At 42.7% G+C, this 25,374-nt stretch carries 22 protein-coding genes and 2 riboswitches; of the genes, 16 read left to right on the forward strand and 6 right to left on the reverse strand.

Annotated elements, in window-relative coordinates; translation table 11 throughout:
- Nucleotides 1-38 precede the first annotated feature (38 nt).
- On the reverse strand, nt 39-1,301 hold the full coding sequence (locus tag N745_RS0100335; RefSeq protein WP_051453352.1) for an MgtC/SapB family protein: 1,263 nt from the start codon (nt 1,299-1,301) through the stop codon (nt 39-41).
- A gap of 67 nt (nt 1,302-1,368) precedes the next feature.
- Nucleotides 1,369-1,908: a gamma carbonic anhydrase family protein gene (locus N745_RS0100340; RefSeq protein ID WP_024850153.1), complete on the reverse strand. Its 540-nt coding sequence runs from the start codon at nt 1,906-1,908 to the stop codon at nt 1,369-1,371.
- A gap of 281 nt (nt 1,909-2,189) precedes the next feature.
- Here N745_RS0100340 and N745_RS0100345 point away from each other — a divergent pair, with 281 nt between their 5' ends.
- The 6 genes from N745_RS0100345 to N745_RS0100370 all read left to right on the forward strand — a co-directional run bounded on the left by N745_RS0100345 (nt 2,190) and on the right by N745_RS0100370 (nt 10,339).
- A complete protein-coding gene (locus N745_RS0100345) occupies nt 2,190-2,564 on the forward strand; it encodes a PilZ domain-containing protein (RefSeq protein ID WP_024850154.1) in 375 nt (124 codons plus the stop codon).
- A 179-nt stretch (nt 2,565-2,743) separates the two neighbouring features.
- Entirely contained in the window at nt 2,744-4,075 is a 1,332-nt protein-coding gene (locus tag N745_RS0100350) for a surface lipoprotein assembly modifier (RefSeq protein WP_024850155.1), read from the forward strand.
- Nucleotides 4,076-4,087: 12 nt separating this feature from the next.
- Entirely contained in the window at nt 4,088-5,353 is a 1,266-nt protein-coding gene (locus tag N745_RS12120; RefSeq protein ID WP_024850156.1) for a FecR domain-containing protein, read from the forward strand.
- 36 nt (nt 5,354-5,389) lie between these two features.
- On the forward strand, nt 5,390-6,754 hold the full coding sequence (locus tag N745_RS0100360; protein ID WP_024850157.1) for a tetratricopeptide repeat protein: 1,365 nt from the start codon (nt 5,390-5,392) through the stop codon (nt 6,752-6,754).
- An 11-nt stretch (nt 6,755-6,765) separates the two neighbouring features.
- A complete protein-coding gene (locus N745_RS12125) occupies nt 6,766-8,112 on the forward strand; it encodes a FecR domain-containing protein (RefSeq protein ID WP_024850158.1) in 1,347 nt (448 codons plus the stop codon).
- Between the two features lie 22 nt (nt 8,113-8,134).
- Complete coding sequence (locus tag N745_RS0100370) at nt 8,135-10,339, forward strand: CHASE2 domain-containing protein (RefSeq protein WP_024850159.1); 2,205 nt, start codon at nt 8,135-8,137, stop codon at nt 10,337-10,339.
- 77 nt (nt 10,340-10,416) lie between these two features.
- Here N745_RS0100370 and N745_RS0100375 read toward each other — a convergent pair whose 3' ends face one another.
- The 3 genes from N745_RS0100375 to N745_RS0100385 all read right to left on the reverse strand — a co-directional run bounded on the left by N745_RS0100375 (nt 10,417) and on the right by N745_RS0100385 (nt 14,771).
- A complete protein-coding gene (locus N745_RS0100375; RefSeq protein WP_024850160.1) occupies nt 10,417-11,472 on the reverse strand; it encodes an HD-GYP domain-containing protein in 1,056 nt (351 codons plus the stop codon).
- Nucleotides 11,473-11,534: 62 nt separating this feature from the next.
- Nucleotides 11,535-13,841 (reverse strand): ATP-binding protein, encoded by a 2,307-nt coding sequence (locus N745_RS11485; protein WP_024850161.1) that lies wholly within the window; start codon nt 13,839-13,841, stop codon nt 11,535-11,537.
- A gap of 9 nt (nt 13,842-13,850) precedes the next feature.
- Nucleotides 13,851-14,771 (reverse strand): phosphate/phosphite/phosphonate ABC transporter substrate-binding protein, encoded by a 921-nt coding sequence (locus tag N745_RS0100385; RefSeq protein ID WP_024850162.1) that lies wholly within the window; start codon nt 14,769-14,771, stop codon nt 13,851-13,853.
- A gap of 131 nt (nt 14,772-14,902) precedes the next feature.
- Nucleotides 14,903-15,034, forward strand: a riboswitch (TPP riboswitch).
- 198 nt (nt 15,035-15,232) lie between these two features.
- Here N745_RS0100385 and thiC point away from each other — a divergent pair.
- The 10 genes from thiC to pnuC all read left to right on the forward strand — a co-directional run bounded on the left by thiC (nt 15,233) and on the right by pnuC (nt 24,410).
- Nucleotides 15,233-17,134: a phosphomethylpyrimidine synthase ThiC gene (thiC, locus tag N745_RS0100395; protein ID WP_024850164.1), complete on the forward strand. Its 1,902-nt coding sequence runs from the start codon at nt 15,233-15,235 to the stop codon at nt 17,132-17,134.
- A gap of 9 nt (nt 17,135-17,143) precedes the next feature.
- A complete protein-coding gene (locus N745_RS0100400) occupies nt 17,144-18,184 on the forward strand; it encodes an FAD-dependent oxidoreductase (RefSeq protein ID WP_024850165.1) in 1,041 nt (346 codons plus the stop codon).
- Nucleotides 18,184-18,396 carry a sulfur carrier protein ThiS gene (thiS, locus tag N745_RS0100405; protein WP_038070523.1) on the forward strand — a complete coding sequence of 71 codons (213 nt, stop codon included), beginning with the start codon at nt 18,184-18,186 and terminating at the stop codon, nt 18,394-18,396. The genes N745_RS0100400 and thiS overlap by 1 nt, the downstream gene beginning before the upstream one ends.
- Before the next feature lie 2 nt (nt 18,397-18,398).
- A complete protein-coding gene (locus tag N745_RS0100410; RefSeq protein WP_169729902.1) occupies nt 18,399-19,190 on the forward strand; it encodes a thiazole synthase in 792 nt (263 codons plus the stop codon).
- A 73-nt stretch (nt 19,191-19,263) separates the two neighbouring features.
- On the forward strand, nt 19,264-19,929 hold the full coding sequence (locus N745_RS0100415; protein WP_024850168.1) for a thiamine phosphate synthase: 666 nt from the start codon (nt 19,264-19,266) through the stop codon (nt 19,927-19,929).
- Nucleotides 19,922-20,728 (forward strand): bifunctional hydroxymethylpyrimidine kinase/phosphomethylpyrimidine kinase, encoded by an 807-nt coding sequence (thiD, locus tag N745_RS0100420; protein ID WP_024850169.1) that lies wholly within the window; start codon nt 19,922-19,924, stop codon nt 20,726-20,728. The genes N745_RS0100415 and thiD overlap by 8 nt, the downstream gene beginning before the upstream one ends.
- 18 nt (nt 20,729-20,746) lie before the next feature.
- The gene (locus N745_RS12130) at nt 20,747-21,076 is read left to right on the forward strand and encodes a hypothetical protein (RefSeq protein WP_024850170.1); all 330 of its coding nucleotides are present in this window, start codon (nt 20,747-20,749) and stop codon (nt 21,074-21,076) included.
- Nucleotides 21,077-21,187: 111 nt separating this feature from the next.
- Nucleotides 21,188-21,288: riboswitch (TPP riboswitch) on the forward strand.
- A gap of 63 nt (nt 21,289-21,351) precedes the next feature.
- Nucleotides 21,352-23,487, forward strand: coding sequence for a TonB-dependent receptor (locus N745_RS0100430; RefSeq protein WP_096761352.1), 2,136 nt, complete (start codon nt 21,352-21,354; stop codon nt 23,485-23,487).
- Nucleotides 23,488-23,501: 14 nt separating this feature from the next.
- Nucleotides 23,502-23,774 (forward strand): hypothetical protein, encoded by a 273-nt coding sequence (locus N745_RS0100435; protein ID WP_024850172.1) that lies wholly within the window; start codon nt 23,502-23,504, stop codon nt 23,772-23,774.
- A 6-nt stretch (nt 23,775-23,780) separates the two neighbouring features.
- On the forward strand, nt 23,781-24,410 hold the full coding sequence (gene pnuC, locus N745_RS0100440) for a nicotinamide riboside transporter PnuC (RefSeq protein ID WP_024850173.1): 630 nt from the start codon (nt 23,781-23,783) through the stop codon (nt 24,408-24,410).
- On the opposite strand, the gene N745_RS12135 is transcribed toward pnuC, so the two are convergent.
- A complete protein-coding gene (locus N745_RS12135; protein ID WP_024850174.1) occupies nt 24,387-25,370 on the reverse strand; it encodes an aminoglycoside phosphotransferase/kinase family protein in 984 nt (327 codons plus the stop codon). The two genes, pnuC and N745_RS12135, sit on opposite strands and share 24 nt — an antisense overlap.
- Nucleotides 25,371-25,374 lie beyond the last annotated feature (4 nt).

Here is a 25,374-nt window from a genome sequence, read left to right on the forward strand (position 1 = left end):
TGTCAAAATCTGTCAGGCTGGGTCTGGGCTTGCTAGGGTTAATAATAAAACCAGCCAAGCGCAATGGTAATTAACCCAAAAATAATCAACCAGATTGCGCTGTATGTTCCTGACTTTGGTTCGCCAATAACATAAGCATAAAGCGCTTTTAGTAAGTTGTTCGACCCCGCCGCAATGAGTACCGCACTTGCAATCATTTCACCTGTTGTATGGTATTGACCGTTTAGCAGTGACAATACAAACGGGTCTATGTCCGTAAACCCAACAATTAACGACAGATAGCGTAACCCTTCTTCGCCAAAATACTGCGTGATAGCTTGTGTGATAACGGCCATCAAAACAAAAAGACCTGCAAAAACAAAGGCGATTTTTAGCTCAAGGGGGTTGTGGTGCTCATCTTTGGTTATCTGATGTTGTACTCCATGGCGATGTTCTAAACGCACAAAAACAAAACTTACCAAGAAAATTAACAGAGCCAGTAAAGTCATGGGTTGCCATAGGTTTAAGGCAACTTGCCAGTTAAAAACAGCTGCAATACCTAAGAGTCTTAAATACATCAAACCCGTCGCCACAAGAATGGCAGCAGTCATTTTATAGCTGAGTCTTGGATAGTCGACGGATTTTTTACTTAAAGCCACTGTGGTTGCTGTAGAGGAATAGATGCCACCAAAAATACCCGTTAACAGTACGCCTTGATTCGGGAAGAAGTATCTTTGCGAAATATACCCTAAATAGGATATTGAGGAAACCACGACGACCGCGAGCCAAATTTTAAAAGGCGAAACCGGAATCCATTGGTTAATCACTTCGTGTGGCAGTAGAGGTAAAATCACCACGCTCAGGAGCACCAGTTTTGCTAGTGTTGTGACTTCACTACCATCTAATTTTGCCGCCATTGCATGTATGGCTGTTTTAGAACCTAGCAACAGTACGCTGATCACAAACACACTTGCCAAAACCCACAATGGTTGTGTCATCACTAAAGGGGCATAGCTATAAGTAATTGCCCAAACAAGGTAGTTAAGAATGCTGGACTGCTCTGCATGCAACTTTTGCCAATAGAGTAGTAGGTAAATTGAGGTTAGAGCGAGAAAGCCTGCTAGGTACAAATAAGGATCGATTAAATAAAATACAAATCCCAGTAACCCAGTAAAAGCATAGGTGCGGATGGTACCAAAAGAATACTGTTTGTTATCTGCGTGAAATTGTTGGTGATAGTCCCTTAGCTCCATGCCTGTTAAAAAGCTAAAGAGTAAGACTAAAACCAGCTGTCCCCAAAGTGTGTGTTGTAACAGAATCATTTTTGGTCGCTCAGGATGATGATTATATTTTATTTAATTTGCGGAAAACCTCGTCAAACTGTCTGGATTAAAGGGTTTTTACCGCAGTTTGAAAGCTTTTTTTCAGTTTAACGTAATGTGCTGCAGAATACTTAAAAAATGCTTTTTCATCGTCAGTTAATGGGCGAGCCTGTTTAACGGGGGAGCCAACATATAGGTAACCGCTTTCTAGAATTTTTCCCGGAGGCACTAAGCTATTCGCACCGACTAAGACATGCTTTTGTACCACCGCATTATCCAAGACTACGGCTCCCATGCCGATTAGGCATTCATCTTCAATAATGCAGCCATGTAGAACGGCGTTGTGCCCAACAGTGACGTCTTTACCGACAATACACTGAGAGCCTTTTGTGATATCGGATTGATGGGTGGTGTGTACGACAGCGCCATCTTGAATATTTGAACGGTCGCCAATTTTGATGTCATTAACATCGCCGCGTAAAGTTGCATTTGGCCAAACGCTTACATCTTCACCGAGTTCACATTTTCCAATAACAACAGCAGAGTCATCTACCCAGGCACCTGATGCTAGGTTTGGTGAAATGTCGTGATAGCTTCTTAAAGTCATGTTGTTTCCTCAGAGTTTCTGTGCATTTATTATACGTTTTTGAATTAATTTGTTATCGACATTAGGCTAATGTATTCTATGTTTAAAGCGTTGTTGATTGAATTCGCAAGGATTTTTACCATGCATTAAAGTATTATTAAATTCTTAAATAATGTTTATTTATCTAGGTAAGGTTTTTTTGAATTGTTGTACAGGCCCAAGCCCTTTAAGATAGGCCCCGTAAAGATAAATATAAAATATTAGATAAAAGTAAATATAGATTTTTGACCGGAGACAAATTTATGGATTCAATGATTTCGAAGGAAGGCAATTCACCTTATTCCAAATTATCATTGGAGCAGGCTGAAAAAAGGCGTACGATTCGTGTAGCCTCAAACCGCCCAGTTGTAATGAAAGTCAATGAATCTACCGTTTTCGCAACTATGACAGACTTCTCTAAGCATGGTTTGGGTTTTATCGCCATGTATCAAGTTGACCCTAATGATACGGTTGAAGTGCATTTCGACATTCCGGTTAAAAACGGATTCAAAAGTTTTTTATTTTCCGCTCAGGTGAAACACTGTATAGACTTGTTCGATAAAAACCATATTGGTGTTCGATTAAATATTGACGAAAATGAATATAGTCAATTGTTTGATAGAATCATCGCAAGTTAAATATCTCGCCAAAAAACTCAGTATTTTCATGTCATTATGTGATGCGAAATGCATACATAAATGTTCTGCATCTTTCTTTCTTGGTATATACTCGTAATTATTTTATAGCGTTTTTACGCATCAATTGATGGGTTATCAACAAATTACATGCTCATCAATTGTAAAGTTTAGAGTTAATCATGAAGAAAATATCTTTCTATCTCTTCTGCATTTGTTTGTTTTCATCTTTTAAGGTATTGGCGGCAGTAGATTTTAAATCCGCTCTTCAACTCTATAAAGATAAGCAATATCAAGCGTCCTATGAAGCATTTATGGCGCTTGCAGATACTGATTATACTAATGTTGATTACAATTATTATTTGGCGCGTTCTGCTTTTTTCGTAAAGCATTACAATGAAGCCATTGCAGCTTATGAGCGTGTTTTGATTATGTATCCCAATAATGCGCGTTCAAAGCTGGAATTAGGCCGAACCTATTATAAAATGCATCGTTATACTGAAGCGCGCAAGTATTTAAATGAAGTCTTGAAGTCCAGCGCCCCTCAGGTTGTTAAAAATAACATTCGCTACTATCTGGCTCGTATGACTGAAGATGGTAAAAAACCTAAGCGTAATACGGTCAAAGCTACCTTGCTTGGTTCTGTGTTCTATGATTCCAATCTGAACTACTCTCCCGAATCAGATCAAATGACATTGCCGTCCGGCACTCTAACCTCCTCAGCGGATATAGGTGCATGGGGAAGTGAGCAAATGTTGCTTGTAAACCATCGTTATGAAAATCCCGATAAGTATGATTTTGCATGGAAAAATGATGCGGTTCTTTACAACAAAGTTTCTCCGGGGAACAGTGAATACAACATTTTATACGGCAGTTATTCACCAGCGCTATCATTTCAGAAAGATCGTTGGACGCTTGATGCTGGCGTATCAGTCGATGGTATGAAATACGGTAAAGACCCTTATATGGTTTCTTATGGGTTGACGCCTAAGGCAGTCTATATTCCAAACATGACTGAATATATTTCAACGCAGCTAAAGTTGTTGAAACGTGATTATCAGACGAGCAGTACGAAAGCAAAAAATTCAAAATTTGTGCAATTGACTGTTTTGTATCAAAAAAGAATGGGGCCTGTTTTTTCTTGGTTTGGACAAGGAACGCTTGAAACCGAACTTAAGGATAAAACGCCAACGACAATTGTTAATGTTGATTATCAACTTTTGGGCTTAAAAGTGGGGGCAGGATATTTGCTCCCTAAAAATATTAGTTTGTCAGGTTCACTAGGCTATCAGTCAAAGCAATTTTTGGACAATGACCGTTTGTTGAAATACTTTAATGCACCGTCTAAAAAAGAACATGATAATCGCTACTATGCCGAATTGGTTTTGGCAAAAGAGTTAGATAAAAACTTTACTGCACAGTTTAGAGCTAGCCGAGTACAAAATGACTCAAACATCTCTGTCTATAAATATCAGAAAAACCTTTACACTTTTAATATCCTGAAGCGTTTTTAGGGAGTGGGTGACATGTTAAGAAGTATGATTTTTGTTTTGACCATGTTGTTTGCCATTCAAGCGTTTGCAGCCATTGGAAAAGTTGCTGCCGTAAGGGGCGATGCCCACTTTTTGAGAGATAATCAACTTTTGGTTATGAAAGTTGGCGATGCTGTTGAAGAAAAAGACCAAATTAAAACGGGTGTAAATACAAAAGTACAAATTGTTTTTAGTGACCGTACGATTGTGACTATCGGTAAGAATACTGATTTCTCGATTCCACAGTATGTTTATGGTAATGCGGCTACCTCAAAGGCTCAGTTTAATCTTGCCAAAGGTGTTTTTAAGTCTATTTCGGGAAAAATCGGTAAGCTTGCGCCGCAAAGATTCAAGATAAAAACTAAAACCTCAACCATTGGTATTCGAGGAACAACCTATATTGTTCGTGTAATTGGTTCTGAAACAAGCTTAGCTACTTTAAATGGTGCAACCTATATGGAACTCAATAGTGGAAAAACCTATGACGTTCCAGCTGGTAAAGAGCTCGTCTATAACGTAGATACAGGGCAAGTGACAATACAAAATATTTCGACAACGTCGGTTTCGATTGATTCTCAAACGTCTGATGGTAAAAAAACTGAGACTGCGGAAAACGGTAGTAATGATTCGGATGAAGCCACTTCAACGGTTGCAACCACTGTTTCTTCAACTGAAAATACATCACAGAATGTGGATACGAATAGTGTTAAAACAGATAGTACAACAGTTAAAGTTGTTGCGGGTTCAGATACTTATAGCTCTTATGGTTATTGGTTAAATCAAACAACACAAGAAAAAACGGATCCATACACTGAGGCTAAAACTGGTTATGCTGCGACGACGCCATCAGTATTAAGTAGTGTTATTACTGGGCAGTCATCCTTAAGGTACGCTGGTAATTTGGTAGCAATATCGGGAACCAGTAACGTCTCAGGGAATGTAACCATGGATGTTTCGTATGGACAGATTTCATCTGGGAACCTTCAGTTTACTTTGAATGGTGATGCTTGGAATTTCTCTTTTTCTAATGCGACCATTAATACTAATCAAAACACGGACACGGGTTATTCGTTTAGTACAACTTCTCTTACAGATGGGGTCACTGGTAGTGACTTTCCTGATACCTACTCCGGTACTGTGAAAGGAAGGTTTTATGGTCCGAATGCAGAAGGGGTTGGTGGTATATTTGATGTAAATAGAACGCCAAATTCTGGTGGAACGGCGAGCAATGCTAAGGGGTCTTTTAGTGCTGTTAAATAAGGTGCTAGCAGATAATGGTAGGATAACGGAATAGGTATGAATTTTAAGAAAGCAACGGCGATTTTAGCGGTTATATTTTGCTCGATAATTTCAACTTCACTAAAGGCACAAGACCAACAAGCATCTGTCGATAGACCGGAAGTTAATTACCCTCAAGCATTAGCGTTATACAAACAAAAAAACTACCAGGCTGCCTATCAGGCATTTTTACAGTTAGTTTCAACTGATTATGGCAATGTTAATTACAACTACTATCTAGGCCGTTCGGCATTTTTTGTTAAAGACTATCATGAGTCAATTGCCGCCTATGAACGTATTTTGATTAGTTACCCATATAACCAGCGTGCCAAATTGGAGTTAGGGCGTTTGTATTATGAACAGGGAGATTTTGTTCAATCCAGGCGTTACTTAACGGAAATTTTGAATTCAAATGCACCGCAAACAGTAAAAAATAATATCCGTGTGTATTTGGCGAGAATGAATGCGATAGATAATAAGCCTCATAATACTCTTAGAGGCACTCTGTTAGGTTCGGCATTTTATGATTCCAATCTAAATTATTCGCCGCAATCTGATAGTTTTCAGCTGCCTTCAGGGAAGCTTAATTTTCCTTCTGACATTGGTGCTTGGGGAAGTGAGCAAATGTTGATGCTAAACCATCGTTATGATAATCCTAAGAAGTTTGGTTTTGCCATTAAAAATGACATTACGCTTTATAATCGCTGGCTTCCTAACCATTCGGATTACAACATTTTATACGGTAGTTATATGCCGGCGCTATCATGGCATAAACATGGTTGGACAACAGATGCCGCACTCTATTTTGACGATATGAGTTATGGCAAAAACCCTTATATGATGTCTTACGGCATAGCGCCATCTGTCAGTTATATGCCTAATCTGACACAGAATATTTCGGCTCAGTTGAAGTTTATAAACAAAGATTATCAACAATCCGTCTACAAAGATCGTAATGCGCAATTCACTCAGTTGGCTGTGTTGTATCAGAAACGAGAGGGCGCTTTATGGAGCTGGTATGGACAAGGTGTGTATGAAATGGAACAAAAACAACGTACTTCCACATCGGTAAATGTTGATTATCAAGCGATAACCGCTCGTGCGGGAGTAAACTACATGTTTCAAAAGAATTTAAGTTTAGGTCTAGCAGGTGAATATCAACAGAAAAGTTATTCTGAAAATGATTTTTGGCTAAAAAGTCTAAGCGGGCTAAGCAAGCATCAAGTTAATAATAAGATGGCTTTAACTGCAATGGTAACAAAGAATTTCCAGAAAACTTTGTCAGCACAGTTGAAGCTATCTGTTATAAAAAATAACTCCAATATTAAAATTTATGAATATCAGAAAAACGCTTTGACGTTAAATCTGATAAAACGTTTTTAAAGGAAAGGCAAATGGTCACACGTATTTTATTGATCGTTTTACTGGTTGTGTCAAGCCAAGCGTATGCCTCTATTGCAACGGTAGCTGCCATTAAAGGAGAAGCGAATATTTTGAGGGCGGATCAAAAGTTGCCGGTCCATATGGGCGATGCTCTCGAGGAAAAAGATCAGATCAAAACGGGACCTAATACTAAAGTACAACTTATCTTTAAAGATAGAACCATTGTTACCATTGGTAAAAACACACTCTTTTCTATACCGCAATATGTCTATGGTGATGCTAAAACCTCAAAAGTACAGTTCCACCTTTCTAAAGGCGTGTTTAAGTCGATGACAGGTAAAATCGGCGCAATAGCTAAGCAGCGTTTTAAGATCAAAACCGCTACTGCAACCATTGGTATTCGAGGGACAATTTACATTGTTCGTGTCAATGGCGATAAAACACAGCTTTCGACATTGGACGGTGCAACCTATATGCAACTGAATTCAAATGGAAAGGTTTACGATGTGCCGGCAGGTAAATCTTTAAAATATGATGCAAAAACAGGGCGTGTGAGCTTACAAAACCTGACCATTAAGACTGTAATGATTCAAAAAGATCCACCGCAGTCGGACAAAGAGCAGTTGGAAGATGCAATTCAAGCTCAAACGGATGATTCTGGTGGCGCTCAAGCAGGGCATGACTCATTGCTGCTTAATGTTGGGAATGTAAAGACAGATGATGACAATTCAGGTGATGTTCAATTGGAGAGTCAGACTAATGATAGCAGTATTAATTCCATCGTATTAAGTCAAACAAATTTGCCCGCAGGAACCGATGAACAAATAAATCAGACGACTATCTCTATTCCTTATCAGGTAGTAGCAGGTCAAGACAATTATAATGAGTATGGTTATTGGGCAGATAAAAATTCGGCGCAGTTAACGACGCCTTTTACGAATCCATTGTCCGGTATTTCACAAACTCCAGCAGCAAGTATTGATGGCTTTAGCGGTAGCGCCGCTTATACTGGTAATTTAGTAGCCATTTCAGGTACTGAGCACACGACAGGATCAATTTTGATGCAAGTGGATTTTGGTACTAAGGCTGTAAGCGGCGCACTCAACGATCTGACCATTAATGGTAATAAGTGGGATAACAATTTTACAGGTAGCCTATCATCCTCAGGGATTAGTGTGACGCATTTTACGCCTAAAAATACCCCAAGCATGTCGAGTATTTCCGGCAGCCTAAACGGGCAATTGTATGGTAATAATGCACAAGGCGTTGCCGGAACATTTAATCTTTCTGGCACCAAAATTTCTGGAGGGTCGGCTAGTGTATCCGGCTCCTATGCCGCAAAAGGTGACGGTCCTTAGGGCTGTTTTGTAAGGCTGTGCAATGACAAGACTCGGCAAATGGAAAATTTTTACCCATTTTAGTGTCATAGCTTTAGGGTTGACCATTCTTTTGGGAGGATACCTGTTTATTCCTCAAGCCTTTCTTTCGTTGGACAATCGTTTAAGAGATTTCCTATTTTTAGCACGCGGCCCTATTCCTACTACAGGCCAAGTGGTGATTGTTGACTTGGATGATGCCAGTTTAAAAAAGTATGGTCAATGGCCGTGGAGTCGCGATTTGTTTGCCAAACTTTTACAAAAATTGGCAAATGACGGTGCGGGGATTGTAGGGCTAGATATTGTTTTCTCTGAAGCTGATAGAACATCTCCAGCGCGCCTAGCAAAGCGCTATCACTTTCCAGATAAAAATTTACCCGATTTTGATCAAGTCATGGCTAAGACCTTGGCGCAAACCCCGACGATTTTGGGGTATGTGTTTCAAATGAACACACCTACACCTGGAGCAGATGCACCTAATATTCCCGCCATTTTTATTGAAAGGGGCTTTTCGAAAAATACCGATGTGCTAAAGCCAGAAGGTGTGCTTGCCAATATTCCAATATTGCAGAATTCTGCCTATAGCAGTGGCTTCTTTAATAACGTGCCTGATGAATCGGGTATGGTGCGGAGTGTTCCGTTAGTAATGAAGTATGATGGCATGATTTATCCTTCGCTATCATTAGAAATGATTCGAATCGCAACGCAAGTCAATAAAGTCTATGTAAACTATTCGGACTTGGGAGTTGAGTCGATTCAGCTGGGTAAGATGTTTATCCCAACAGATCCTGGTGGTCGCTTGTTTGTGAACTATCGTGGTCCAGGGCATACCTTTCATTACATCAGTGCAGCAAAAGTTCTTGAAAATAAAGTCGACCCTAAAGAACTGGAAGGCAAATTCATTTTAATCGGAACCTCAGCGGCCGGGCTATTGGATTTGCGGTCGATGCCTTTTGATAATGTTTACCCTGGTGTGGAAGCTCACGCAAATGTTATAGATAATATTCTAAAAGGCGATTTCCTAACACGCCCGAGCTGGATTATCGCTGCTGACATGCTTGTTATCAGTGTCACTTTTCTGTTGTCTTATTTATTGTTGATTCGTTTGAATGCCCTTTGGGCATTTACTATTTTTCTTGCGGAAGCAGTAGGCCTTTACTATTTCTATTTTCATATGCTGTTTACCGAAGGTATAGTGTTCAATATCTTGTTCGGTGTATTCGCATTAGTCGCAGCATTCTTCTTCTCGTTACTGGTCAACTTCTTCTTCGAAACACGTCAAAAAATGATGTTGAGAGGCAAGCTTTCAAGCAAAGTCAGCCCAGCAGTTATGGAAGAAATCTTAAAAAATGAAGCTGGCAATGTAATGGAAGGCGATACGCGTGAAGTCACCATCTTTTTCTCTGATGTGCGTAACTTCACCAATATTTCTGAAGCTCTCTCTAATCCGCAAACGCTCATTCACTTTTTGAATGAGTATATGGAACCAATGACGGACGTAATCGTCCATGCAGAAGGAACTGTAGATAAATTCATCGGTGATGCCATTATGGCTTATTGGAATGCTCCGATAGACGTAAAAGATCATGCCGATAAAGCGGTAGCTGCAAGCTTGCGCCAAATCGCTATGTTAAAGGACATTAATGAAAAAATTCGTCAAGATGAGCGTTTTCAAGCCGTGGTCAAAATGTCTGATGCGAACGGTGTGCCACCACTGGATATTGGCATAGGCTTGAATACTGGGCAAGCGATTGTGGGGGAAATGGGCTCTGCCGGGCGAAGTGACTATACCGTTATTGGTGATGCAATTAACTTGGGATCTCGTTTAGAGTCTTTGTGTAAATTTTATAATTCGAAAGTCACTATTTCCAACTTCACCAAAGAACAACTTAAACAAGACTATATCTTCCGTTTTCTAGATTTGGTTACAGTGAAAGGTAAAACAGAGCCAGTTGAAGTTTGGCAAGTCCATGACTTTGGTCAAGCAGAAGGGCGAATGAAAGAAGAACTGGACAAGCACCATCATGCGATTGCACTATATAAACAAGCGAAGTTTGTTGAGGCAATAGATATGCTTAAAGACCTGGAAAGCTGGCCGGATAAAACCAATCAAAATATCTATAAGATTTATATAGAGCGTTGTGAGCACTATATTGAAGAGCCACCAGAAGACTTTAATGGCGTATTCATACATAAAACCAAAGGCTAGTTTTAAGTTGAAAGTCAGGCTTCGTCGATGGGTTTGGGATGAAAATCTACCAGGCTGGGATCAAATTATGGAGGAACCTAATCCTGAATCTTGTCCCGAATCGCTAGGAATTCATCGAGGTGCTGAAAGAAAAGATCAATCATTTTAGGCTCAAAGCTTTTACCGCTTTCTTCTTTGAAATAATCCAGAATCTGTTCCAACGGCCAAGCGGCTTTATAAACGCGATCATTGCCCAAGGCATCAAACACATCCGCTACGGCACAAATGCGACCACAGACATCAATGTCCTCTTCTTTCAGTCCTTGAGGGTAGCCCGTACCATTCCATTTTTCATGATGTTGATAAGCGATGCTAGCCGCCACTTGAAGGATTGATCGTGTGGAACCTTTTAGGATGTCATAACCTTTTTGGGCATGGGTTTCCATAATGGCTCTTTCTTCAATGGTAAGTGGTCCGGGTTTGTTCAGAATCTGGTCAGGTATGGCGACTTTGCCAATATCATGCATGGGCGCCGCCTTACGAATCAGTTCGCATGTCTTTGCATCAATACCATATAATTTAGCCAGTAAATAAGCGTATTCCGCTACACGAACGACGTGCTGCCCAGCTTCATTGGAGCGTTCTTCAATCGTAGAGCCGAGCATAGTGATAATTTCACCCTGGGTCGCTTCCAGCTCCTGGTTCAGGGTTCTGATTTCCTGAACTCCTTCCTCTATCTTATGCTTAAGGTGCTGTTGATAGTCATGAAGTTGAAGGTGGGTTCGGACTCTGGCAATGACTTCCTCGTTGGCAAAAGGTTTTGTCATGTAGTCCTGTCCGCCAGCACGAAAAGCGTTCAATTTGTCTTCTGTTTCATTCATCGCGCTGATGAAAATGATCGGGATAGCTTGTGTTTCCGGTGCTGACTTTAAGTGTTTGCTTACTTCAAACCCGTTCATTCCGGGCATTTTAATATCAAGTAAAATAAGATCAGGCGTTTTCAACGCAATAGACTGCAAAGCCATTTCGCCGTTGATGGCGGCACGTACCTGGTAGCCCTGTTCTTCAAGAATTTCAGCTAAAAGCTTAACGTTGGCTGTTGTATCGTCAACCACTAAGACTTCATGTTTGGAAGGATCAAATAAATCAGCCACAAACCATCCTTTGATTGGGTATTCGTTTAAATTCTAGCGTATTTTTCATCATGACAATAAGATTAAGTTGCCGATTTCGTTAAGTCAGCTAGCACATCAAAACGGTAGGCATCCAGCATTTGCGACAAGGCGTCGGCTATAGCTTGATCTGTCGGCCTGATGGCATCTATAAGTTGGCTTAGATCTGCTGTTTTGCCAAGTAATGCAGCTTGATGAACTTGTTTAAGCCAGTTTTTATCAAGGTGTTGTAAAGATTCTGGCGTCATAACGCTCTCGTTAACGGTTTCAACGTTGGTGGGCTCATCGCTGTAACGATATGTCAAAGGTAGATGTTTGGCCATGCAGAGGAAAATTTCTTCCGAACGATAAGGTTTGCGTAAGAAATCATCCATACCTGATTCGATCACTTCTTGCTTCTGTTCGGAAAACACAGATGCGGTTAATGCCACGATTTTTACCTCTTTGCCATCAGGGAGTTGCCGGATTTTTTTTGTGGCTTCCAGACCATTCATCACCGGCATGCGTCGATCCATCCAAATAAAATGCGGATGCCAAGATTGGAATATTTCGACAGCTTTTTTACCATTAGCAGCAGTCTTGATAGTGAACCCCGGAATCTGAAGGATGTTTTCCAGTAATAGCTGATTTTCTAACTGGTCTTCAACGATTAGAATACGCCATTCTTGACTGGTATCGACTAGTCCAACAACTTTTTTCGACAGTTTTGTTGCTTGAATTTCCATGTTATTGTGAGCTGGCGCAAGAGTGATGTCAAAAGAAACCAAAGTTCCCTGACCGGGAGAGCTTTTTACTGAAATATTACCAGACATCATTTCGATAAATTGGCGAGTAATTGCCAGGCCTAACCCGGTTCCTTTTTGGTCGGTTGAGCTTGCTAGCTGTTCAAACGGCTGAAAAATCTTTTCAAGGTATTCTGTTTTGATACCTGAACCGCTATCTTCGACTTCCACATGAATCCTGAAGTCGGCTTGTTCACTTTCGCGTGAAGCATCCAGTCGCAGGGTGACGCCGCCTTCGTTGGTGAACTTTATGGCGTTACTGAGTAGGTTGATTAGGACTTGTCGAATTTTGGCCGCATCCCCATGCACAAACCTTGGAAAACGGGAGCTTTGATCAAGAATGAGCGTGATCGCCTTTTCTTTGGCTCGAACTTGCATCATATCGATGATGTCCATGATTAAGCTGCCTAGATCGAAATCATCTAAGTCGAGACTCATCCTGCCGGCTTCAATTTTTGACATGTCTAGAACATCGTTGATTAGGTTTAAAAGATGTTCGCCGGAACGGTTGATAATGTAGAGGTTTGAATGAAGGTTTTTTGGTAACTCAGGGTTGTTTTGCATCAATTCGGAAAAACCTAAAATGGCATTTAGCGGCGTGCGCAATTCATGACTCATATTGGCTAGGAATAGACTTTTGGCATTGTTTGCGGCTTCAGCCTTTTCTTTAGCAATGCTCAACTCTTCTGTGCGCTCTTCTACTTTAGACTCCAATGATTGATTGAGCTTTCTAATTTTTTTCTCGACCTTGATTCTCTTTTCGATATCTTTTTCTAAATCCTTTTGGGCCTTTTTCAGCTGCTGCTCATTTTTGTAGAGGTCATCTAGCATAAGGTTAAATTCATGTGACAGCTTGCGAACTTCTAGCACACCTCGTTCTTCTACTCGCGTTTCTTCCTTACCTTGGCGAATAGCAACCATGGTGACGATTAGACGGTGCAATTGTCTGGTAAAACCGCTTGCCGTGACATAGGCAAAAACGATTGCGATGATAACGGCGGCCACAGAGAAGATAATAGCTTTGTTAAGGTTGGATTGGAGGTTTTTCTGGATGGCTTTTTGATCAACTCTCAGGTCAAGCCAAGCCAGCCTCTTATTGTTATATTGAATTAGTTTTGCCACATCAATATAGCCCTTATTCTGAGCCAAAGTGGTTGACGTATTCGTAAAGGTTTTTTCGGATTGAGGCTGAATGGATTTGAGGTAATGTGTTCTTATCGGGTCGGACACATATTGGCCAATGATTGAAGGGTCGGTATGCGCAATCACCTTGCCATCCATGTCGATAACGGCCACATAAATCACATTGTCGTAAATTTTTTGGAAGTTTTGAATAACCTGTTCGAGTCCTTCATAGTCGTTGGCCATCACCCAGACGCTACTGTTGCTGGCGAGCAAAGTACTTCTGTTTTGTGCTTGTTTCAAGGCTTGTTCCGTTAAAAATGTGCGGTTTTCTTCCGTTACCGATAAAGTGAACAGACTGATGAGTCCAATAATAACAACGCCGAACCCAAGAATTAGTTGCTCTCGGATACTTCGATTAAAAAAAGACTTAAGGATTGCCTTCATTTTATGGCCTTAACGTATAGGGCGGACTTCAGCCGCGAATTTTTTCAAAAAGACTCTTACCGAGTCATAAGTTTGATTACTTGCAGGTTCAAAGCGGCTTAATTCCATGCGTTGTAGGATTTTTTTACCTTTTGCCGTGTTCTGCAAATTGAAAATAACCTGACTGACCTGTTTTACAAGCGCTTCGGGGATATCATTTTTGACCACTAAGCCGTTGTTAGGCAGTGGTGGTGTTTGCCATTTGACTTCAACCTGCTGGGCTACCTCGGGGCGCTGCTTTATAAAAGCCTGCCAAGGTGGTGGCCAGGTTGCAGCAGCAGCAGCCTTGCCTAGATAAACATTCATGATGGAAGACTCTTGAGAACCTACATAGAGGTTTTTAATATCTTTATTGACGTCGATGCCATGTTGATAAAGATACCATTGGGGCATCATTGTTGCCGCTAGAGCCGTTGGTGCAGGGTAGCAGATCGTTTTTCCTTTCAGGTCAGATACTTTTTCAATATTACTGTCTTTCCTAACCAGAATAATGCCTCGGAAGTTATTGTCATCCCCCATCTTGCCGAAAATACGGTAGCCGTGTTCAGTTGCTTTGACGGTTTGGTAGGGATTTGGTAGTGCAAAATCGAAATGGCCGGAAAATAGTTTTTTATTAAAAGCTGAGTAACTGCGAGAAGCTTCCAATCTTAGTTTTACGCCATTCAAATGTTGGTTTATGTAGTCAATCATCGGTTGGTAGACTTCAAATAGACGTTTAGGATTGTGAAGCGGATGAACACCAAATAATAAAATGTCTTTTTTAAGTGGGGGGTGTTGAGAATACAGGGGTTCAAATTGCGAGTCATGTTGGCGATCACAACCAAACAGTAAGAGAAAGGCAGTAAAGACAAATAATGTGAAAACAACATATGTTTTTCTTACGATTGACATAAGAGGCAACACCCTACTGTTAGACTATTAAGCATTTTAGCATATAGGCTGCCAAATGCATCTCATCGAAAATGTTGTTCTGGAAAGGGAAAAATAGATGGTGGATGGGAAGCCTTTTTGTTATGCTAATACGACATCTCTCGGGGTGCGACGTTAAATTCAGGTTTAAAATCTGGAAATTGAACGAAGCTGAGACTGCGCAAGCTAAACCCGTTGAACTTGAACTGGTTAAGACCAGCGTAGGGAAGAGAACTCCAAGTAAACAGCCGTTCCGGCTCGCCACTTTGATGACTTATAAACCTTCAATCAAGAAGAGATGAATAAGCATTAAAGTGATCCAAATTATCATCGTTTATTCATTGACTCTTGATTGTGCCGAATCATATAGGTTTTGGTAGGGTTTTATTTACTCTGATTACGCGGTTTTTCCAACACTTTTTGAACTAAGTGAGAAAAACGCAATGACAACAAAACAAACACCTTTTAAAGATGCACTCCCTGCATCAAATGAAATTCTGACTAGAACACCGCTTCCAGCCTCCCAAAAAATCTATGTGCCGGGTGAAATTCATCCTGAAATCCGTGTGCCGATGCGAGAAATTTCGCTAACCAATGGTGAGGCTTTTAGTGTTTACGATACTTCGGGCGCTTATAGCGATTTGTCACTGGATATTGATGTGGCAAAAGGTTTGCCTGCTATCCGTAAAAGCTGGATTGAAAGCCGTGGTGATGTTGAAGCCTATGAAGGACGTATTATCGACCCGAAAGACAATGGGTACAAAAACCGCACGCAAATGGAGACTGCAATTGCCGGTGCATCCAGCTTGGTTCGCAAGCCTTTAAGAGCAAAAGCAGGCCAAAACGTCACGCAAATGCACTATGCTCGCCAAGGTATCATCACGCCTGAGATGGAGTTTATCGCCATCCGTGAAAACCAAAACCGCGAGATGACTCGTCGATATCTGAACGATGCGGAGCGTGAGCAACGTTTAAAGGGCGAAAACTTTGGCGCTAACTTATTAGAAGATATTACCCCTGAATTTGTACGCAAAGAAGTTGCCGAAGGGCGTGCGGTGATTCCATGTAATATCAACCACCCAGAAAGTGAACCGATGATTATCGGGCGCAATTTTCTGGTCAAAGTGAATGCCAATATAGGTAACTCTGCGACCACTTCGTCAATTGCCGAAGAAGTGGAGAAAATGGTGTGGGCAACTCGTTGGGGTGCGGATACTGTAATGGACTTGTCTACCGGTAAAAATATCCATACTACTCGTGACTGGATTTTGCGTAACTCGCCAGTACCAATCGGTACCGTACCAATTTACCAAGCGCTTGAGAAGGTCAACGGGATTGCTGAAGATCTCACTTGGGAAATTTTCCGTGATACTTTGATCGAACAAGCTGAGCAGGGTGTCGATTATTTCACCATTCATGCCGGTGTGTTGTTGCGCTATGTGCCGATGACGGCAAAACGCGTCACAGGAATCGTCTCCCGTGGTGGCTCGATTATGGCGAAATGGTGTATCGCCCATCATAAAGAAAACTTCCTTTACACTCATTTTGAAGACATCTGCGAAATCATGAAAGCCTACGATGTGTCTTTCTCGTTGGGCGATGGGCTGCGCCCTGGTTCGGTGGCCGATGCTAATGACGAAGCGCAATTGTCTGAGTTGGAAACTCTAGGTGAGTTGACGAAAATCGCCTGGGAGCATGATGTGCAAACCATTATCGAAGGCCCAGGTCATGTACCGATGCACATGATTAAAGAGAATATGGAAAAGCAGTTGGAATACTGTCACGAAGCGCCTTTCTATACGCTTGGACCGCTGACGACGGATATCGCACCGGGCTATGACCACATCACCTCTGGGATTGGTGCGGCAATGATCGGTTGGTTCGGTACGGCGATGTTGTGCTATGTCACGCCAAAGGAACACTTGGGCTTGCCGAATCGAGATGATGTGAAAGAAGGATTGATTACCTACAAGTTGGCGGCACATGCTGCGGATATTGCAAAAGGGCATCCTGGTGCTCGTTCGCGTGATGATGCATTGTCTCAAGCACGTTTTGAGTTCCGTTGGGAAGATCAATTTAATTTGGGATTAGATCCTGAAAAAGCCCGAGCTTTCCACGATGAGACCTTGCCGAGAGATTCTGCAAAAGTGGCACACTTCTGCTCCATGTGCGGGCCAAAGTTCTGTTCAATGAAGATTTCACAAGACGTTCGTGATTATGCTGCGGCGCAAGGTATGACTGAAAACGAAGCTTTGCAACAAGGTATGCAAGAGAAGTCTGCTGAGTTTATGGAAAAGGGCGGTGAAGTCTATATCAATGTTAAAGATATCACCAAAAAAGCATAGGCGATACACATGAATATCGGAATTGCAGGCGCGGGCTTGGTTGGGCGTGTGCTGGCTCTGATGCTGTTGCGTCAGGGGCACCATCTCACGCTGTTTGATTCGGATACGCCGGAGGGTGAAAATGCTGCAGGTTTAACCGCTGCGGGTATGCTTGCCCCCTTTGCTGAACTGGAGACGGCAGAATCGGCTATTTTTGATTCTGGTCAAAGGTCCATTCAGCTTTGGCCGGCATTGCTGGCGCAAGTAGGGTTGGATGACGCTACTGGTGCCTTTCAATACAAAGGTTCGATTATTACTGCACATCCTGCAGATGAAGCGGAGCTAGAAAGCTTTATTCGTCAGCTTCGTACCAAAGTGCCGGCTGCCGAAGATATTGAAACCTTAAACCAAGCTCGATTGGCAGAGCTGGAGCCAGATTTAAGTCATCACAAAAAAGGCTTTTTTTTGCCAGCGGAAGGTCAGGTGAATGCACAAGCCTTTATGGCAGCATCGGCAGAGTATTTATTGTCGCATCCAAATGTAACTTGGTATTCACAGGTGGCCGTGAAAGCCGTCTCATCAGGTTTAATCGTAGCGGATAAAGCATTCGAGTTCGATTGGGCGTTTGATAGTCGAGGTTTGGGAGCTAAGCCGGAGATGTCGGATTTACGTGGTGTACGAGGTGAAGTCTTTTGGCTCGATGCGCCAGAAGTTAATTTGACGCGCCCTGTGCGCTTGATGCATCCGCGTTATCGAATCTATATCGTACCTCGCCCGAATCACCGCTATGTGGTGGGGGCGACCGAGATTGAAAGCGAGGATAAAAGCCCGATGTCGGTGCGCTCCAGTTTGGAGCTTTTGTCAGCGGTTTACAGCGTACACAGCGGTTTTGGTGAGGCGCGTATTGTTAAGCAATTGACCAATTGTCGTCCAGCATTAAAAGACAATTTGCCAAGAGTTGATGTTGCTAAAGGCATTGCACGAGTTAACGGCTTGTATCGTCACGGCTATTTATTGTCGCCAGCAATGGCGGAAAAAGCCATTCAGCAAAGTTTTAAGGAATCCATTTAATGGAAAAACAAATTGAAGTTTCACTTAACGGGGAACCCATCCAGTGTGAGGCAGGTGAAAGGCTTTCTGTGTTTTTGGAGCGATTGGGATACGAGAACACGGGATTTGCCGTGGCTATGAATGATACGTTTGTGCCGCGTAGCCAGTATGAAACACAGCAAATAGAAAGCGGTGACCAAATTGAAGTGGTCGCCCCCATGCAGGGAGGATGAAAATGTTAGATTCACCGTGGCAAATCGGTGGTAAAACACTGAATAGCCGTTTACTGATCGGTTCAGCACTATATCCTTCACCGCAAGTGATGCAGGATGCCATTCGTGCATCCGGTGCGGGCATCGTTACCGTTTCCTTGCGTCGACAAGCTGCGGGCGATGCCGCTGGGCAAGCTTTTTGGCAATTGATTCGAGAGCTGGACTTGGCGATTTTGCCCAACACCGCAGGCTGTCATTCTGCCAAAGAAGCGATTACCACCGCGCAGATGGCGCGAGAAGTTTTCCAGACTAATTGGATTAAGCTGGAAGTTATTGGCGATGAATACAACCTACAACCTGATCCATTCGAGTTGGTTAAAGCGGCTGAAGTATTGGTTAAGGATGGTTTTGAAGTCTTTCCTTACACGACGGATGACTTGGTATTGGCGAAGCGGCTGGTCGAAGTAGGCTGTCGTATTTTAATGCCTTGGGGTTCGCCTATCGGCTCAGGCAAAGGATTGATGAATCCTTATAATCTGAAAGCGATTCGAGAGCGTTTCCCAGATTTACAGTTGATTGTCGATGCAGGCATTGGCAAACCATCGGATGCAGTGCAGGCAATGGAGTTGGGTTATGACGGTGTGTTGTTGAACTCGGCAGTTGCTTTGGCTCAGCAACCGGTACAGATGGCATCCGCTTTTAAATCTGCTGTGCAAGCTGGTTGGTTGGGTCGTCAATCGGGTGCGATGCAAGAGCGTGATTTTGCCTCGCCTTCCACACCGGTTATAGGAACGCCGTTTTGGCATCAAAAGTAAATATCTGCCAGGCTGGGGGGGAGGATGTTTCAAACCCAGCCTGGCAGATTTTTAATCTTTTTAGGAGTTTCACATGAAACCTTTTCCTGATTGCGGTGAAATGCCTTTAGGTATTTACCCTTTGGTTGATCGAGCCGAGAAGTTGGTTACGTTGTTTGAAAACGGCATTTCAACTGCGCAGTTACGTATAAAAGATTTGGTTGGCGATGCCTTGCGTGCGGAAATTGCTCTAGCGATAAAACTCGCTGAGCAATTCAAAGCCAGGTTGTTTATTAACGATGCTTGGCAAGAAGCCATTGCCCTAGGCGCTTATGGTGTGCATTTGGGGCAAGAAGATTGTGAGGCCTTATCGGAAAAGGATTGGCTAAAATTACGGTCATCAGACATAAGGCTGGGTATCAGCACCCATACGCAAAGTGAAATGACTTTTGCCCTGTCGGTTAAGCCATCTTACATTGCCATAGGCCCAGTGTTTGAAACCCAAAGTAAAATGTTGGACTATGAAACAACGGGTTTATCGTGCCTTTCGCAATGGGTGACAAAGGTTAAAATTCCAGTCGTGGCGATAGGGGGGATTGATGATGACAAATTATCAAAAGTGGTGGAAACTGGTGTGGAGGGTGTGGCGATGATTGGTGCCGTTCAGGTTTCAAATACTGATCCACGCATTGACGTTGAAAAGTTGAAACACTTGGTTACTGTCTTTGAAACATCTTGGCAAGGAAAAGCGCATGACTAAAACTCCAGTGGTACTGACTATTGCCGGCTCCGACCCTTATGGTGGCGCTGGTATTCAGGTGGATGCAAAAACCATTCATGCATTGGGTGGTTATGCGCTGAGCGTGCCAACAGCGTTAACGGCACAAAACTCTCAAGGCGTGTTTGGGGTGTTTCCCACTGCCGTTGAGGCATTGCAAAAACAGTTAGAAGTTTTGCTGGATGATGTTGAAGTTGATGCGGTGAAAATAGGGATGCTAGCTAATGCCGAAGTGGTTCACTGCGTAGCAGAGATACTTGAACGATATTCATTAAAGAACATCGTGCTGGATACGGTCTTGGTCAGCTCAAGTGGTAGAGAGTTGCTATCGCCTGATGCGCTGGCAGTTTTGATTAAAGAACTTTTCCCTAGAGTGGATGTGATTACACCGAATCTTCCTGAATTAAACAGTCTGTTGACCTCATCTTATCTAGGTTTAGACGCAGAAATGAACGACATTGCAAACCAGCTTTGGCAAATGAATGTGAAAGCTGCCGTCATTAAAGGCGGGCATTCGGTGGGTGATGATTGCACGGATTATTTGCTTCAACCGCAGGCATCGCCCGAAGCATTTTATGCCGAAAGAGTGCGAACGTCACATACGCACGGTACGGGCTGTGTGCTTTCTTCAGCGATAGCGACATATTTGGCGAAAGGTAAACCTTTGAGCGAAAGTATTCAAATAGCGAAAGCCTTTCTCACGACAAAGTTAAAGGCGTCAGACTCTCTTAAACTTTCATATCGCCAAATCAGTGAAAATAGACGAGAGTCTATTTTCTAAACATTAGTGGTTAAAAACATGAAGAAATTGTCTGCAATAAAGCCTATTTTGGGATTAACAATATTTTTAATATTTGGCCTTTTAAGTGGTTGTTCCTCTACCGATAGTGATCCCGGGCCATTAAAAGGCAAGTGGCATGTTACGGGTATTGTCGATACGGTCATGACTTTCCGCAAGGGTGAAACGGAAACCAATAAAATTGTTGAGAAAGCCAGCTACAAAGTCGAACCTCACAAAGTGCTTGTTACCTATGAAAGCGGCATGGCAAAAGGCATGACTCAAACCTATATCTTTTTAGATAAAGATACGGTTGAATCGCCTTTAGGCAAAATGACACGAATTAAGTAATCTCTTTCTAAGCCCAGCCTGGCAGATCTTGTCAGGCGCTTTTCATTTGCGTTAGTGTACAAACCACTCTATAATGCGCCAACTTATTGATATTTAAATCAATCCAAATTTTATGATGCCGAGGGGCGGCCGTTGTTGGCCTGAGACCTGAATAGGGACCCTTGAACCTGATCCAGTTAATACTGGCGTAGGAACGGGCAGTCTCTAGTCAAACGTTGAATCTTCGCGTTATCGCTTTTGCTTCCTGTTCTAAATTGTTTTAAAAGGAAGCTTTGGTGAAAATCCACAACGCAAACTCATTTATCCGATACTCATTTTCTTTGCTCTCCGCTGCTGTTTTGGCAACTAATGTTTATGCGGACGATAAAACCCATTCAACCGAAACCAACGAAACTAAGTTGGCTCCTGTCACCGTGCAGGCAGATTTGCGTGGTGCGGAAGAAAGTAAAGTGCCGGTCAGTACCACGGTGATGGATTCTGCAAATCTGACAGACAGAGGTGCAAATCAATTGGAAGATGTGTTGTTGCAAACGCCAAACGTCAACTTTGCCGGACAGGATGCGCGTGCCAAGCATATCCAGATTCGCGGTATGGGTGAGCGTGATGATTACACCGGTGCACCGAACCCGAGTGTTGGTTTGGCGATTGACGGTATCGACTTCAGTGGAATCGGCATGGTGTCGAATCTGTTTGATGCCAAGCAGGTAGAAGTATTGCGTGGGCCGCAAAGCACACGTTATGGCGATACCGCAATCGCTGGTCTGATTAATATCCAGACCAATGATCCAACTCCCTATAAAGAAAGTATGGTTGAGGCTTCCGTTGGTCAGGACAATATGAAGGAGTTGGGTGTTATGACTAGCGGCCCTTTTAACAGTAAAAAGGACAGCCCACAGTATCGTGTAGCCATTCAAAAACACTATGATGACGGCTTTCGCCATGACGCTTATTTGAACCGCAATGACACCAATAAGCATGATGAGTTGAATGCGCGCGGTAAGTTACGTTTCTTCCCGTCGGCAAAATCACAGCTGGATTTGACCTTGATGCATGCCGATTACAATGATGGTTATGATGCTTGGTCTTTGGATAACTCCTTTACGACTTTGTCTAACCAGCCAGGTAAAGACACGCAGAAAACAGATGCCGGTGTGGTGAAGTTCCAGTATTTCGGAAAGCAAGCGACCTTAATCAGTACCACGACAGCGGGCAATTCCGATATGGAATATAGCTATGATGGCGATTGGGCATATCCGGGCTATTACACTAATGTGAATGGCACAACGGTTTTGGATAATGCTTATTTTTATAAAAACATCAAAAACCGTAAGACGGTTAGCCAGGAACTTCGTTGGGTGTCACAGCCTAATGCGCGTATTCTGAATAAAAGTTCAGACTGGTTGTTTGGGCTGTATGGACTTCATTTAGAAGAGAATAATCACACAACCGATAATTACGGTGTGGATACCAAAACCGACTACACAGTAAACAAGTTGGCTGGTTTTGGGCAACTGGATACGCATTTGAGCGCTAAAACCGTTTTAACTACGGGGTTGCGTGTTGAAAACCATCAATCAAAATTCACCAGCAATACACCGGAATCTTTTTCACCGAATGAAACCCTAACCGGTGCAAACATCAGTTTGACTCGTACCTTGTCTGAGCACCAGTCGGCATATGTTTCTATTGCAAGAGGTTACAAGGCCGGTGGATTTAACCCAGGTTTGCCTTCAAATAAAGCCAGTTTGACCTATTACAAAACTGAAACGGCGATGAGCTATGAAGTTGGTCATCGTATGCACTTGGCGAATAACCGTTTGAAAACCCAAGTCAGCTTGTTCTATATGGATAGACAAAATCCACAGTTTGACGGCTATACCTATGTGGGTAACAACTATGTGTTCTATACCGAAAACTTTGATAAAGCGACCAACTATGGTTTAGAAGGTCAGATGGACTGGCAAGTGACAAACCAATGGAAAACGTTTGCCAATCTTGGTTTGTTGAATACAACGGTTAAAGGGACTTCTGCATCTGGCGCTTTCTCGATCGATAATCGCCAGCAACCTCATGCGCCAAATTATCAGTTCTTGGTGGGTGGGCAGTATCGTAGTCATGGTTATGTCGCACGCCTTGAATACACGGGGATGGATGCATTTTATTTCAGTAACTCCAACAACGCGAAATCGGAGCCTTATCAGCTCATCAATGCGCGTGTCGGCTATGAAGCGAAAAACTGGGATGTCAGTTTGTGGGTGAAAAACCTGACCGATCAGCGTTATGCAACACGCGGTTTCTTCTTCTACAACGGGCCGACAGATGCCAGTTATAATCCGCTTGGGCCATCAAAAAAATACATCCGTTTGGGTGATCCAAGACAGTTTGGTTTGACCACGCGCATTTATTTCTAATTTAGGAGCAAAGCATGCAAGCATCGATTGAAATCTCTATGTATCCATTGCAGGAAGATTATTGCCAGCCAATCATCGATTTTATCGATCAATTGGAAACCCACAAAGACATACGGGTGGCACGTAATGCCATGAGCACACAGGTGTTTGGCGAGTTTCGTACTTTGATGTCGATGATGACGGACGAAGTGGAAGCGGTTTTGGCCAAACAACCCAAAACGGTTTTTGTGTTGAAGTTGATTGGTACGGATCGCTCCAAAGCACGTATTGATGCTTGTAGCGAATAAGCGCCAATGAGTTTTATTGACCAAATCATTCAATCCGCTCAGGCGATGTCCGGCTGGGAAGCTGTGGCAACTTTGCTTGGTTTGGCTTACCTTACATTGGCGATTAAGGAGTCCATTTGGGCTTGGCCTTGTGCGTTTGTAAGCACGTTGATTTACACCGTCATCTTTTGGGAAGGTCAACTGCCTTTGCAGTCGTTGTTGAATGTGTTCTATTTGGGTATGGCGGTTTACGGCTTTTGGCTTTGGCGTCGCCCGAAAACAGAAGAAACGCATGTAGATATTCATCGCCTAAGTTGGAAAACTCATCTATTGTTGATTGGTTTCGGTGTGTTGATCAGCGGTTTGATAGCGGCCTATTTAATCCACACAGGCACCTCTAAAATGCCTTATCTTGATGCAGGCGTAACCGTGTTTTCAGTATTAACGACGATTTTGACCGCGCGAAAAGTGTTGGAAAACTGGCTCTATTGGGTAGTTGTGGATGGTGCTGCGATTGCATTGTATTGGCAAACCGGGTTTTACTTCACTATGGTGCTAATGGCGGTGTATGTTGTGATGGTGATTATAGGCTTTTTTGAGTGGCTGCAGCTTTATAGACAAGCGCAAACGAAATCAGTAGCTGAGAGCGTTGAATAACTTCGGTTGCTTCATCCAGGCTTCAAAATCGGTTTCTCCGAGTACATTCATCATATAGAGTAGAACTCGATAAACGTCACGGACTTCAGTCAGATCCGGTACGGCTAAAAACTGCGTGTATTCCTGTAAAAACATTTCTGCTTGAGTTGGCGACAGCAAATATTCCAATAATACCCAATCCAACTCTTTGGGGCCATAAACGATGGCATCTAAATCAGTTAGCGCGAAGAGTTTGTTGTCTTTTTCAAGAAATTGATCCCAACGCAAATCCGGCATAATTAAACAGAATTCATTTGTTTGAAATTGAGATTCGATTTGTGCCAATATGCGCTGCCGCGTGTACTGCGGAATTTCAGGGGAATTTTCCATGTGTTTTCCCATAACCCGCTTAAGGTGGCTTGGCCAATCATGCAGGCAGGGAGCAATAGGCTCATCAATCGTACCGAAATGATCAGACTCACTCAGGTGTAAGCAGGCCATGTGCTTGGCTAAATCTTGTACCATTTCTGGCGTTACATTTGTAATGGCAGAGCCTTCCAAGAAGTAAGCTTGGGTTAGATAAAGGCCTGAGTTTTTTGGTGATTCGGGAAGGTCTGGTTCTATGATTTGCTGTTTGAGTGTTGGAATTGTTAAAGGACTTATTTCCTTGATTAAAGGGTAAGTGGCATAGAAACAGGCGGTTTGTGCGATTAGTCCTGCATTGAAGCAATCATGCATCAATTCCCAAAAGCGACTTTCTTTTAAGGCTGTTGGTCGGAGGACTTTAACAACGCAGGAAGGTGATGAGGCATCCACGTCACGGATGATGTAGATATCGTGAGTACTGTCATAAAAAGCATTTTCAAGCTGGGTAACTTCAGACCCTTCTGGTAATTCCAGTCGTTTGACAAGTTGCTTTTCTGTCAGTCGAGAGGGTAAAGCCTTTTTCTTGCTAGCAAAAGGGGAATGTAAGTTCAACATAATA

This window comes from Hydrogenovibrio kuenenii DSM 12350 (assembly GCF_000526715.1).
GTDB classification, from domain to species: Bacteria; Pseudomonadota; Gammaproteobacteria; order Thiomicrospirales; family Thiomicrospiraceae; genus Hydrogenovibrio; species Hydrogenovibrio kuenenii.

Bases quoted from the DNA above. Each gene is read 5' to 3' on its own strand.
- N745_RS0100350 (WP_024850155.1), top strand. From the start codon at position 2,744: ATGAAGAAAATATCTTTCTATCTCTTCTGCATTTGTTTGTTTTCATCT.
- thiD (WP_024850169.1), top strand. From the start codon at position 19,922: ATGACTAAAACTCCAGTGGTACTGACTATTGCCGGCTCCGACCCTTAT.
- N745_RS0100360 (WP_024850157.1), top strand. From the start codon at position 5,390: ATGAATTTTAAGAAAGCAACGGCGATTTTAGCGGTTATATTTTGCTCG.
- N745_RS0100435 (WP_024850172.1), top strand. From the start codon at position 23,502: ATGCAAGCATCGATTGAAATCTCTATGTATCCATTGCAGGAAGATTAT.
- N745_RS0100400 (WP_024850165.1), top strand. From the start codon at position 17,144: ATGAATATCGGAATTGCAGGCGCGGGCTTGGTTGGGCGTGTGCTGGCT.
- N745_RS0100370 (WP_024850159.1), top strand. From the start codon at position 8,135: ATGACAAGACTCGGCAAATGGAAAATTTTTACCCATTTTAGTGTCATA.
- N745_RS12135 (WP_024850174.1), bottom strand. From the start codon at position 25,370: ATGTTGAACTTACATTCCCCTTTTGCTAGCAAGAAAAAGGCTTTACCC.
- N745_RS0100385 (WP_024850162.1), bottom strand. From the start codon at position 14,771: ATGTCAATCGTAAGAAAAACATATGTTGTTTTCACATTATTTGTCTTT.
- N745_RS0100335 (WP_051453352.1), bottom strand. From the start codon at position 1,301: ATGATTCTGTTACAACACACACTTTGGGGACAGCTGGTTTTAGTCTTA.
- N745_RS12125 (WP_024850158.1), top strand. From the start codon at position 6,766: ATGGTCACACGTATTTTATTGATCGTTTTACTGGTTGTGTCAAGCCAA.
- N745_RS12130 (WP_024850170.1), top strand. From the start codon at position 20,747: ATGAAGAAATTGTCTGCAATAAAGCCTATTTTGGGATTAACAATATTT.
- N745_RS11485 (WP_024850161.1), bottom strand. From the start codon at position 13,841: ATGAAGGCAATCCTTAAGTCTTTTTTTAATCGAAGTATCCGAGAGCAA.
- N745_RS0100415 (WP_024850168.1), top strand. From the start codon at position 19,264: ATGAAACCTTTTCCTGATTGCGGTGAAATGCCTTTAGGTATTTACCCT.
- N745_RS0100410 (WP_169729902.1), top strand. From the start codon at position 18,399: ATGTTAGATTCACCGTGGCAAATCGGTGGTAAAACACTGAATAGCCGT.
- N745_RS0100340 (WP_024850153.1), bottom strand. From the start codon at position 1,908: ATGACTTTAAGAAGCTATCACGACATTTCACCAAACCTAGCATCAGGT.
- N745_RS12120 (WP_024850156.1), top strand. From the start codon at position 4,088: ATGTTAAGAAGTATGATTTTTGTTTTGACCATGTTGTTTGCCATTCAA.
- pnuC (WP_024850173.1), top strand. From the start codon at position 23,781: ATGAGTTTTATTGACCAAATCATTCAATCCGCTCAGGCGATGTCCGGC.
- thiS (WP_038070523.1), top strand. From the start codon at position 18,184: ATGGAAAAACAAATTGAAGTTTCACTTAACGGGGAACCCATCCAGTGT.
- thiC (WP_024850164.1), top strand. From the start codon at position 15,233: ATGACAACAAAACAAACACCTTTTAAAGATGCACTCCCTGCATCAAAT.
- N745_RS0100345 (WP_024850154.1), top strand. From the start codon at position 2,190: ATGGATTCAATGATTTCGAAGGAAGGCAATTCACCTTATTCCAAATTA.